The organism is Antrihabitans stalactiti, from assembly GCF_012932915.1.
Lineage (GTDB): Bacteria > Actinomycetota > Actinomycetes > Mycobacteriales > Mycobacteriaceae > Antrihabitans > Antrihabitans stalactiti.
This window is the reverse complement of record NZ_VCQU01000007.1, coordinates 363506-374698: the sequence shown is the minus strand read 5'-3', so window position 1 is coordinate 374698 and position 11193 is coordinate 363506. Positions and strand designations below refer to the sequence as shown.

The 11193-nt window shown below is 60.9% G+C and carries 11 protein-coding genes; 4 read left to right on the top strand and 7 right to left on the bottom strand.

The genetic code is table 11. The features are described from left to right. Positions 1-550: 550 nt before the first annotated feature. From FGL95_RS21345 to FGL95_RS33180, 4 genes are all read right to left on the bottom strand, one after another. Positions 551-1417 carry a metal-dependent hydrolase gene (locus FGL95_RS21345; protein ID WP_169590490.1) on the bottom strand — a complete coding sequence of 289 codons (867 nt, stop codon included), beginning with the start codon at positions 1415-1417 and terminating at the stop codon, positions 551-553. Between the two features lie 722 nt (positions 1418-2139). Continuing rightward, on the bottom strand, positions 2140-3204 hold the full coding sequence (locus FGL95_RS21340; RefSeq protein WP_169590488.1) for a BtrH N-terminal domain-containing protein: 1065 nt from the start codon (positions 3202-3204) through the stop codon (positions 2140-2142). Further along, positions 3201-4412, bottom strand: a complete 1212-nt coding sequence (locus FGL95_RS21335) for a cytochrome P450 (RefSeq protein ID WP_338079956.1) — start codon at positions 4410-4412, stop codon at positions 3201-3203. The genes FGL95_RS21340 and FGL95_RS21335 overlap by 4 nt, the downstream gene beginning before the upstream one ends. Beyond that, the gene (locus FGL95_RS33180; protein ID WP_420838068.1) at positions 4409-4690 is read right to left on the bottom strand and encodes a PaaI family thioesterase; all 282 of its coding nucleotides are present in this window, start codon (positions 4688-4690) and stop codon (positions 4409-4411) included. Before FGL95_RS33180 ends, FGL95_RS21335 begins: the two co-directional genes overlap by 4 nt. A gap of 9 nt (positions 4691-4699) precedes the next feature. Here FGL95_RS33180 and FGL95_RS33175 point away from each other — a divergent pair, with 9 nt between their 5' ends. The 3 genes from FGL95_RS33175 (at position 4700) to FGL95_RS21320 (ending at position 6263) form a co-directional block, all read left to right on the top strand. Then, complete coding sequence (locus FGL95_RS33175; protein ID WP_420838067.1) at positions 4700-4882, top strand: hypothetical protein; 183 nt, start codon at positions 4700-4702, stop codon at positions 4880-4882. 300 nt (positions 4883-5182) lie between these two features. Continuing rightward, positions 5183-5809 (top strand): TetR/AcrR family transcriptional regulator, encoded by a 627-nt coding sequence (locus FGL95_RS21325; RefSeq protein ID WP_338079955.1) that lies wholly within the window; start codon positions 5183-5185, stop codon positions 5807-5809. A gap of 163 nt (positions 5810-5972) precedes the next feature. After that, on the top strand, positions 5973-6263 hold the full coding sequence (locus tag FGL95_RS21320; RefSeq protein WP_169590484.1) for a hypothetical protein: 291 nt from the start codon (positions 5973-5975) through the stop codon (positions 6261-6263). Positions 6264-7230: 967 nt separating this feature from the next. Here FGL95_RS21320 and FGL95_RS21315 read toward each other — a convergent pair. After that, entirely contained in the window at positions 7231-8352 is a 1122-nt protein-coding gene (locus FGL95_RS21315) for a site-specific integrase (protein ID WP_169590483.1), read from the bottom strand. A gap of 250 nt (positions 8353-8602) precedes the next feature. On the opposite strand from FGL95_RS21315, the gene FGL95_RS21310 reads away from it, so the two are divergent. Next, positions 8603-8971 (top strand): hypothetical protein, encoded by a 369-nt coding sequence (locus FGL95_RS21310; RefSeq protein WP_169590481.1) that lies wholly within the window; start codon positions 8603-8605, stop codon positions 8969-8971. 123 nt (positions 8972-9094) lie between these two features. Here FGL95_RS21310 and FGL95_RS21305 read toward each other — a convergent pair whose 3' ends face one another. Together FGL95_RS21305 and FGL95_RS21300 are read right to left on the bottom strand one after the other, a co-directional pair. Further along, positions 9095-10186: an NAD(P)H-dependent amine dehydrogenase family protein gene (locus FGL95_RS21305; protein ID WP_169590480.1), complete on the bottom strand. Its 1092-nt coding sequence runs from the start codon at positions 10184-10186 to the stop codon at positions 9095-9097. Beyond that, positions 10183-11190 (bottom strand): aromatic ring-hydroxylating dioxygenase subunit alpha, encoded by a 1008-nt coding sequence (locus FGL95_RS21300; RefSeq protein WP_169590478.1) that lies wholly within the window; start codon positions 11188-11190, stop codon positions 10183-10185. Before FGL95_RS21300 ends, FGL95_RS21305 begins: the two co-directional genes overlap by 4 nt. Positions 11191-11193 lie beyond the last annotated feature (3 nt).

Genomic DNA, 11193 nt, shown 5'->3' with positions numbered 1-11193 from the left:
CGAATTGAGGGTCACTCGAGGTCGCGGTCGGAGAAGCTGCGCGCCGGGTCGTTTCTCCCTGGCTAGAGCAGCGAGGACGGCGCCGGCTGGCTACGTTCGGCGACCTGATCGCCCATGGTTCGCCAGGCGTCGCATGGTCTCATCGACGGTCAACCCGGTTAGGTTGCGCCGCGGCCGGTGCGCCCAGCACGAGCTGATAACCCAGTGCGGCACGACCGGAATAGGTTGATGCGCAATGTGATCGGATGATCGACGCCCACGCCGACAAACTGCTGAGGAGTCGCCGCCCACCTGGCCGACGCGCGCGGACCTGCTCGCGTTCACCGCAGTCCCCAAGAAGATCTTGGTTCGACAACAGCAAACAACAAAAGTTGCCGCCGTAGTGACGTAGTCGGCATTTTTGCCGACCGGACCACCACGATCCGCCTCGATCTCGTCGCACGCTTCTGCGTTGCGCGACGTGAACGAGGCGCTGTGTTTGTTTGCGGCGCTGGCAATTGCCGACGAGGGCGCGCGCCGGTCGAATCACACGTGACGAGACATATTGAAACTATTTGAGATGGTCCACGAGAACGCCATCGGTGCCAAATAATTCGGCACGCCAACGCTCGAGGAGCGGCTCGGTATCGATGTCGCTCGGATGGAATCCCGGTCTCACATATCGCAAGAGAACGGGCGTCATCCCCTTGAAGAGCGGTCCCCGTAGCGTCGCCACCACTCCGCGGGCCACCCGGATCGGGTTGCGCCCCTCCGGATCCTGGACCACCGAAACCAAGGTTGCCGCAGCAATGAGCGGGAACGCAGCGCCGAACATCACCAACATCGTCACGATCCGCGACCATTCGGGGCCGCCGACGGCTTTGTAAACGTCGAAAGCAACGGCCTTATGTTCGACTTCCTCGAGCGCATGCCACATGAGCAGGTTCTTGACCTCCCGGTCGTGTGCCATGTCCTGCACCTCTTGCTCCGACAGGATGCGCTCCGCGAGGACTGCCGTGAAGTGCTCTGCTGCAGCGGTCATCGCCAGGGGCGCACGTTGGGGCAACCATTCTTCCAATCGCTGTACCCCTTTGAGGATGGTGTCCACCATTCTGGTGCTGTAACCGATTTCCACTAGCTTGTCGTTCAGCCGGCGGTGTTCTTGCCCGTGCGACATTTCTTGACCGATGAAGCCACGGATCTGCTGCCGCAGAACGGGATCGGTGATCTGGTCGCTGTACCGGCGCACTGACCGGATGAACAACTCTTCACCAACGGGGAACGACATCGACAGCGTGGCGATGAGATGGCTGAACACCAGGTCGTTGTTCGCGAAGTGGCGCACCATCGGCGTGGGCTCACCGAAGTCGAACTTGATCCGCCGCGTCTTGACGCGGTCGATCGGAGCCGTCCGTGCGGGTGCGTGATTTGCGGTCATGCTGTCCTCCTGTGAGGGGTACCTTCACCAGACCCCGCTGAGTGCGGCCCCGCGGATCCCTGACATCCGCGTGAAGGGCGGGTGTTGCGCGATCGCTGGGGTTCCCACCCTCCTTCGGGGCATCACGGTCCGTACTGTTTGCTGCATCGCAGCGCCTTCTCGCCCGCAAACGATCAAGTACTTTCAGGCGACAAGTGGACGATACTCTGTGTCATGCATAGTTTCAAGGTTCAAGGCGTTTCGCAGCAGGCTGGACAGTCCGTAACGGCATTACTCCAACCCCGGTCTGAGGCCCAAATGGATCTGAAATAGGCGCTTTATAAACAACATTCGGTGCTCGTGGTTCCCGTGTTTGCACGACACGACTGAGATCCAGGCCAGCCGAAGTAACAGTACCGGCAGGGCTATAACTGGTGGACCGAACTACCCGATATGGCCGAGCCTGGCCGTTGGGGGCCACGGATGGGGCCGCCAGAAATACGCTGTTGCCCAGCACTGGTCCCAGATGGACTGCAGATCCCGCGCGAACCGAAATTCGGCTTGGATGATCGCGGGCGCGCGCCTCGATACGGCCTCGTGCCTTCGTGGCGGCGTTCAAGGGGGCAATCGAACAGCCCGTCAGGTCGAATCGCTTGCCATTGACCGGAAGGGCTCAGAGCGAGCGGGCGAGCGAGGGTCTCGATTGCGATCATCGAATTCCCCAGTTCAAACTCGGTGCGCTGTCAATCCGCCCGGGCATCCAGTGACTGCGCGGCGTCGGCGAGGGCGTTGGCGAGGGTCTCCTCGAGGTCTGGCAGAAGTGCGGCGAGTTGGGCCGCATGAGTGGCGCGTTGTTGTGCGGTGCGGTCACTGGTAGTAGCGGCTACTGCGACGGCCGTCCAGGCTTGTGCGGCTCGGCCCGCCGCGACGGCGGCGGCCTGGAGGGCCGGGTCGGGGGAGTGGTTCTTGAGGTCAGTGCATCCCTGGCAGAGGAGGTAGCGGAAGAGTCCGCCGCCGGTGCCTGCTTTTTCAATGAAGGCAGCGAGTGCGCCGAGTGCGCCATGAAGTGTCGGTGTGTCGAAGCTGTCAGACCAGTGGCGCAGATCGTTGGAAAAGGCGCGGACACCGGCGAGTCCTGTTCCGGCAACCACGTGCGGTGATGCGGCGGCGAATATGCCGGGTCCGCCGTTGCGGAGCGTGTAGGCGGATCGCTGCAGGGCGTCGGCCGCGGTAGTGAGGAGGTCGGGTGGGAATGTTGGCCAGTCGACGACGTAGGTGGTGTGGCGCGTGGGTATAGGGAAGCCGGTAGAGGAGCGGGCTCGTGCCAACGCGTCGTAAGGAACCGTTTGGACGGCGTCGCGGTCGTTGTCGATGACGTAGGCGATTCGCGCAGAGGCGTCGTAGCCGATGACTACGATGTCGTGGCGGCTCATCGTGAGCCGTACGCGCAGGTAGGGAAGTTCGGCGATATCGGCCCAAACCATGACTGGCCGTCCGGAGTCGATTTCGGTGGTGACCCATTTCCATCCGAGGTCGGCGTCGTCAGTCTGGCGTAAATCCGTATGGGCGCCAAGTCGGTGCAGCAGGTCAAGTTCCATATCGGCTCCGCGTCCGACGAGGTAGATCGGGGGTTGCAAGGTGACGTCCCGGATATAGGCGAAATCGAGTGCCCCGCCGAGAGTGAACACAAGGCCCTCGCTGGGTGGTGCGCCCCAACCGAGCTTGGCCCATTCCATTAGGTCGCGCAGCGCGCCCGAACCGCAATGGCCGGCTTTCTTATGTGGGTAGTCGATCAGGACTCGGGTCATCGGGTGACTACTTTCAGGCTCGACAATCCGCGAAACGACATTCCGGTTCGCCAAATTGGTTCACTCGCCAGCGTGAGCCGCGGAAAGCGTGAGACGAGGCGTGGGAACAATTCGGTTCCTTCAAGTCGAGCCAGCGGTGCACCGAGGCAGAAGTGGATGCCAGCGCCGAAGGACAGTGGGACGGTTCCGGTTCGAGTGATGTCGAGCACGTCTGGATTGGGGAACCGGTCGGGGTCTCGATTGGCGGCGCCGAGAAGGGTGAGCACGACCTGGCCCGGTCGCAGGTCTATACCGGCAAGTCGAGTTGCTTCGAGAACGGTCCGCCCATTGGTTTGCACAGGCGCGTCGTAGCGCAGCAGTTCATCGACTGCGGTTGCGGCCAAATCCGGACGTTCGCGTAGAAGCGCCATCTGATCGGGGTGAGAAAGCAGCGCGGCGACGCCGTTGCCGATCAGGTTTGTCGTGGTTTCGAATCCTGCCGCGAACAACAAGATGGCGGTGCCCACGCATTCATCGTCGTCGAGAGTGTCGTCGCCGCGGGCTGCGGCGAGCCGGCTGAGCAGGTCGTCAGACGGATCAGCCCGTTTTTCTGCCATAAGTTCGGAGAAGTAGTGGGCGAGTTGGTCTTCGGCCTCGCACGCTCGGGTGAGGTCAGCAGTGTTTGCGCTGGGTTCGAGCGAGGCGATCAGTGCGCGTACTAAAGGAGCGGCGGCGGAGCGAGCCTCGGCAGGGACTCCGAGGAGGTCGCCGATTACGTTGACGGGCAACGGCAATGCCAATTCGGTGATGATATCTGCGACCGGCTGATCGGCGATGCCGTCGAGTAGGCGATCGATTTGCAGGACTATTCGGGCTCGGAGGTCCTCGACGTGGTGGGGAGTGAATACGTCGGCAACGAGTCGTCGTAGGCGCTGATGGTCGGGTGGATTGCGAAACAGCATCGTGCGCCGGAAGCGGTGCATGGCTTGGCGTTGTAATTCTTCTGGGATGTCGGTCAGCCCGAACCCGAGAGACTCGTCGACCTTCCCGAGCCTGCGGTCCCGCAGTGCGGCGGCGCAGTCGTCGTAACGGCTCAATACCAATACGCCGGACTGGGTCAACATCGCCGGATGCGCTTCGCGGAGCCGGCGGAAGGCGTCGTAGGGGCCAGCCTGGCCATGAGCGGTGAGCAGGGCAGCGAGCAGCAACTCGCGTGGGGGTGCGGTCACCGTCGGGCCTGAATGACTGGGGCCCGACTGGTGAAGTGCGCGGGACCGACCACAATGAAAAGCGCGTCGGCGGTGGCAACAACTTGCCCGTTTTGGTCCTCCACTCTCGCCCGGAGTCGTAGCTTGCGCCCGTTTCGCGACAGCATCTCGGCGTGCAAGGTGTACTCGGTCTGGAGTAATACCGGGGCGAGGTACTCGACTTCCAGTTTGCGTGTGACTGCCAGTTCACCGACCACATACAGCGCGAAGCCGAACAAGTCGTCTAAGACTGTCGCCACTGCGCCGCCGTGAGCGATTCCCGGCGCGCCGACATGGCGTCCGTCGAAGACATGAGCTGCGACTACACCGTCCCCATGTCGACGTGCGCGCAGGTGGTGCCCATGTTGATTCGCGGGACCGCACCCGAGGCAATCCCCGTGATGGGGCGGAAGCAGAGCCGAATCATGTGCAGTGGTCTGCATCGAACTTAGCCAATCCGACATGTATGGATTAGATGACGTTGGTCTGGTGTCCTGGGCGTCGTGCATTACGTACCTCACTTCTGTGCCAACGGCTCCGTTGACTGCGCAACTCCCGATTTCGTTAGTCACGCTGACTATTGGATACAAAAACCCTTGCGGTGTCAACAAAAGTTCAAAAACTGCGATTTCGACGAAAAAAGCGCGAACGCGACCCGCGTGTCGAGGTCGGCCCGCCTGCGTTTACGGTTGGACCAAGGGTCGGTTACTGTAAATTTATGAACAAAAGTGCCAACTGATACAGTTTGGTGCGTGGTCGATGAATCTGTTCGGTTGTCGTTTCGGCGTCATTTGCGCAAGGAGGCAATCCGTGCCGCGCACGCGCTGACCCTGGAAAAGGGTTGGGATCGGGTCCGAGTCAGCGAGGTCGCCGCACTTATCGGAGTGTCGCGTCCGACCTTGTACAAGGAGTTCGGTGACAAACAAGGACTCGGAGACGCGCTCGTGTTGGAGGAGGCCGAGAGATTCTTGGTGGGGATTGGAGCGACGCTCGATGACCACCGCGACGCTCTCGAAGAAGCGATCCCGGCTGCCGTCCGCTACACGCTCAACGAGGCCTCGTCCAGTCCGCTGTTGAAGTCGGTGCTTACGTCTCCTGGTGCCGACAGCCGCCCCGAAGAGACTGGCGTGCTGCCGCTGCTGACCACGTCGGCGTCGATGCTCGAGCTCGCGTCCGCACGGCTAGTGGGTTGGATCGGAAAACATTTCCCTCAGCTCGACAGCGATGACGTCATCGATGGTGTCGACGCCTTGATCCGGCTGACGATCAGCCATGTTGTGCTGCCCACGTCGGATAGCGCCGAAACTGGGAGGCGGATATCCGAGGTCGCCCTTCGCTACCTCGGTCTAGCGAGTCAGATGTCCCTCTCGCGGTCGTGACCGCCGGAGCGGCATCGATTTTCGACCACTATGGTCTCGTCAAAGCATTGGGCGGACCTGCCTGCCCTCGTTCGGCATTCGAGTGTGTACCTCGCGTTCACGGATCATGGTTTGGGTTCGATCCGATGTCGCTGCAGGTCTGGTACTAGGTCGGTTGTCAACCGTGGTTGCAAATGCGACACCGAGTGAATCGGACGCCTTCCTGGCGATCGTCTTCATTGCGTTGATCTCAGAGCGCATTTCCGACATCACCATCGGGATCGAGAAGGCCGAACATGCCGCATCGAATGTGCGTCGATTGAAGAAAGAGGCGGCAGAACGTCGCGCCCGCATCCTCAACGACGACATACGTGCAGAGAGCGAAGAATTGGCCCGCCCAGCCCCGAGGTATCGCCGATTCCCGGAACTGAGGGATCACACGCGACACGATCACGACGACGCTCTTACCCTGTGAAAACAACGCCGCCTGCTGCGGCGGCCGCCCCGATCTGTCGCGTAATCTGCGCAATCGTTGCGGAGGGCTGCGGGGCGCTCCATGTGAGATCGTTGCGCGGCGTCGTCCAGTTAAAGTTGGTGGGATCAACACATTCGCGCCCTACCGAACACCCTTGAGGACAGCACGCTCGAGTCGCGTGTTCAGCCGATCTGCGTCTAGCGTTGGTGTCGGACGGGGATCAGCAAAGGGTGGGGGGCGTGACGGCGATGACGATTGTGATCGGAGCCAGCGAAGTACGGGTGAAGTGCAATCACGCGGGTTGCTCCAGTGACGTCTCGGTGAAAGTGGCCAAGGGTGATGTTGCCGATGCCCGGGCGATGGCGTCGGGTCGTGGCTGGGCGATCCGACCCGACGGTGATTATTGTCCCGACCATATCTCGGATGTACCGGCAAGGAAGCGTCCGACAGCCTCCTGACTTGGCGAAGCACCACCATGTTCTGACGTTCGACCCCGGGGCAGTGGCCTACGACTCGATGAAATTTGCAGCGGACCGAATTTGGAACAATCGCAGACGGGTGACCAGCTGCATCGAAGCCAGCCGGGATCGCGTCACCGCAAGGTGCAATTGGGGACAGTGACCACTTGCGTCCCGCGCTAGCGAGAAACTGATCAGATCGCCAGACGTCTGTGCGCAGTCGGCTAACCGCGATCTGCCAAGGGCTAGTCCGCACTTCCCGCAGAATAGGGTCCAATGGCTTGTGACACCTCAGCTGCTGCGATGGTGCCGTCGATCCGCGCGCGTAACAACAGGTTGATCGTTGTTTCTAACTTTGCTAAGACCACGATAAGACGACGGCGACAAGAAAGGCCCCCTCGAAAGGGGGCCTGACCTGGTCTAACTGTGGTACGCGATACTGGGATTGGACCAGGTTCCGTCAAAGCGGTCCCACCCTGCCACACCTCCGTCGTCAGGTGCGAACGCGGTCAATCCGTCCAAATACCTTCGATCAGAACACGATTCCGAGCTGCGGATGTGCCGACGTACCTCGCGGACATCGCCGATGACGAGTGCCCCATCAGCGCCATGTGATCACTCAATGTCGAGCCAGCTTGGGCGAAAATCGTTGCTGCCGAGTGTCTTAGGTCGTGAAGTCGCATATGCGGGTACTGCATCGCGGCAAGTGCGCGAGTCAAGGCTCGTCGTGGGGCAGTCGCATCGAGGAAGCCGCCGTGCTTCGAGGGGAACAACAGGCCCGCGCGGCCTGGCTCGGCCCAGCGCTCGATCTGTTCGACGAGCAACGGCCGTAGCGCTTCGGGCAAAGGGACTGTCCGCAGCGCGGTCCGTGACTTCGGGCGGCCGACCACCCATGTTCCGCGATCCTTCGTCAGCCCTCGGGCGACGGTGACCAACATTCCGTTTGGGGACAGATCTAGGTCCGAGCGGCGCAACGCAGCGACCTCGCCCCATCGAAGGCCCGACATCGCAGCGAGCAGAATCAGTGCGCGCCATTGATCGGGGAGTCGCGACATGAGTTCGCGCATTTCGGCAGGCGACAGCACCACGGGCTCGACCTTGCGATGTTTGACCGAGCCGCCGCGGATCCGACACGGGTTTGCCGCGATCAGTTCGTCGTCCACTGCTTGATTGAGGATTGTTCGTAACAGCGAGTAGGCATTGGCATTTCGGGTTGGGAAGGCGTCCAGGCCGGCGAACCATTCGCGAATACAGCTGACGGTGAGCGCCGTCAGGGGAGTGGTTCCTAACTCGGGCAGAATGACGCGGTCGAGATACCCGCGGTTCAACGTTCGGGTACGCGGTTTGTGGCGGCTCTCGGTCTGGCTCCACCAGCGGTCTGCGTACGTAGCCAAAGTCAATGTCCTTCTTGGCACATCGGTTTGGAGCTGGCGCGTCCACGTTCCGAGCTCGATACGGCGACGTTCGGCCGCGAGCCAGGCGACCGCGTCGTCCTTCGCTTGGAACGTGCGAGGTGCTTTGAACGGCAGCCCGTCGGGCGCCGTGTACTGCGCCTGCCACCGACCTGACGGCAGCTGTCGTAGACCGCCGAATGATCGTTTGGACCCCGATGCCCGAGCTTTTCCTGCCAACGATGTTCCCTCCTCCACGTTCCAGGATACGTGCAGAATACGTGCAGAATGAGAGTCATTCAACGCCCGCTCGCGCTACTTTCTGACCACTTCAGCTCGCCCCATATTCCCTGGTACAGAGGATAATTTCCCAGGTCAGAGCAGTTGAAGGAGAGTGCTACCAGGCAGGTTCAAATCCTGTCAGCCCGACAAAGTTTGTGCAGTTCAGAGATGTCAAGTACAGACGACCCGGAACTCGTGGACCGCGGTCGTGGCTGCGATCGCGCTGTTCGTGAGTGTGTGGAACCTCAACCTCACCCACCTCACGACGCAAGTGCGTGATCATGAGAATGGGTTCCGCGATACGGGATTGGATCTCGTCGCTCGTCTGTATGAACGGATTTCGCTGTTTCTCCGCGAAGAGGGCTATCTAAATACAGTTTTGTCGCCGCGTATTCGAGACACCGAAGAGCTCGACGACGAAGACCTGCGGACGTTCTATATGCTCCGGACCGAGGTCGACGACCTTATTCGCGAAATCGACATGGTTGCAACGCAATTGCACATTCTTGCGACGACTGAGTTGGCTGGTGTCGCAGAAGACGTGAGATCAATCTCAGCGTCGCGCAGTCGCGCCTGATCGAATCGGCAAAACGCGAGTTAGGTCGCCGCACCACAGCAACCTCGTTCGGTCCCTTCGTGAGTGACAGGTTCTGATCCGAGCGTTCGTTGTATCGAGTACCTCGGGAACCGTTGAGACGGTCTATTTCTTGAATCGGCCGGCGAATCCGCGCAGCGGGAGGTCGGCACTAGTGAGTAGTCCCGGTGGGGCCGCGACCACCGAGGCGATAGCGTTGAGCGCTGGCAGCCCGGTGACGGTCATGCCTATCGAGGCGAAGTTGTCCGGATTGGACAGGTCGACTCCGGGCTTTGGCAAGATCATGTGCTTGTTGTAAATGCACGGGTCGCCCTTGATCTGAGTGATGTAGCAGCCTTTGATGTTCCAGTTTGGTTCAGTGTGTGGGGTCATCTGCCATTCCAGATGAGTTTCGACCTTCGCGACGCCGTCGACCATGCCCTGGTACTTGAGATAGTTGCTGCCAAGGGACCCCTTCGGCAACTGGTACCAGCCCAGGTCGACATCTTTGGTGCAGGCGCCGAGTTCGTAACAGAACTCGACCGAGTCGAGTTCCAGGCCGAAGCAGTCCGCCATCATCAGCACGCTGTCGGCAAAAACGCGGTTGTACTTCTCCAACTTGCCTGGGATGGTTGGATCGTCGACCGGCGATCCATAGCCGACTTCGATCCAGGTGTCCCTCGAGTGATGACACGACACGTCGACGGACTCGAGGGTGACGATGTTTTCGATCTCGGCGACGTCGGCGGAGCACACCACCCCGAGGATCTGATTCACGCCTGGATTCATGCCGGTGCCGTAGAAGGTCGAGCCGCCCTTCTCGCACGCTTCCCGCAGGAGCTGCGTCACCGGCTTGCCCGAGCTGTGCGGGTGGTTGGTGTCGCGATGCCAACCGGTGATCCAGTCTGCCGTCGTGACGACATCGATCCCGGCCTCGAGGACCTTCACGTAAAGGTCCTCGTCGGGGAACACGCCGTGGAAGGTCAGCACGTCGGGCTTGGCGGCGATGATCTCCTCGACAGACCCGGTCGCGATGACGCCGTTAGGCGCGAGGCCCGCGATCTCGCCAGCGTCCTTGCCGATCTTTTCCGCTGTGTAGCAATGCAATCCGATGAGTTCGAGGTCGCGATGGGTACTGATCCGCTTGATCATCTCTGATCCGACATTGCCGGTGGCGACCTGAAAAACGCGGATCGGTGGGTGCTCAATCGTTTTCATCGGGTGGTGGCCTTTCTGCAATCGAAGTCGGCGGGATAGAACTGGGTGGCCCATTCCCGAATGGCAGTGAAGCCCTTGAACTCCGAGGGCGATAGCGCCGGCGGATCGGAGTACCTCTGGTGCTTCCAGATGTGGATGTCGTTCTGAAACTGCTCGATGACGGCCTCGGCGTATTCGAGTGCCCGTCTGGTCGGTTGATCGCTGTCGTCATGGGGCTTGCGTCCGATCCAGACCGTGAATCGAATATCAGAGGTCGAGTCATCGATCGGGGTGACCGCGGTCAGCGTCCGGTTGTCGATCATTCCCCAACTCTTGGTGGCAGCCACACCGATTCCGCTGTTGATCGCTTGCACTCCGCTGTTGACCTCGCCGGCCGGAACGTCTTCGAACGCAATCGTGAAGTCGACGTAGGACACTGGCGCTTCGAAGTCGTGACGGGTGAACTCGGGGACCAACGGCGTTTTGTGCACGTATTTGAAGTGCGCGAAGTCCACACCGTTTTCCATCACGTATTGCGGATGAATCTCGAGGGCTGTCTCGAACAGGGTGCTGTGACCATAGGCGGGGTAGTAGTCCGCTGCGCTGCGGCCGTCGTCGAACCCGGTCAGGACGTTGGTCACGTCGAAATATGGCTCACGCCGGTCGGCGTCGTACCAGATGAAGACCGATTCGCTGTGCTCGGCTACCGGGTAGGTTCGAATCCGGCGGGCCTTGTTCGGGTGCTTCTCGTAGGGAATGCACACGTTGCGTCCCTCGGTATTCCATTGCCAACCGTGAAACGGGCATTGCAGGGTCTCGCCATTAACGGTGCCGCCGTAGCCCAGATGTGCACCCAGGTGCTCGCAGTAGGCGTCCATAACGGTGACCTGCCCCGACGCCGATCGCCAGGCGATCATCTCCGTGTCGAAATACTTCATGCGCCGGACATCGCCCACGAGGATCTCGGCAGACCATGCCACCTGAAACCATCCAGTCGGCTTCATCGGTAACGGTGTCTTCGCCATCGC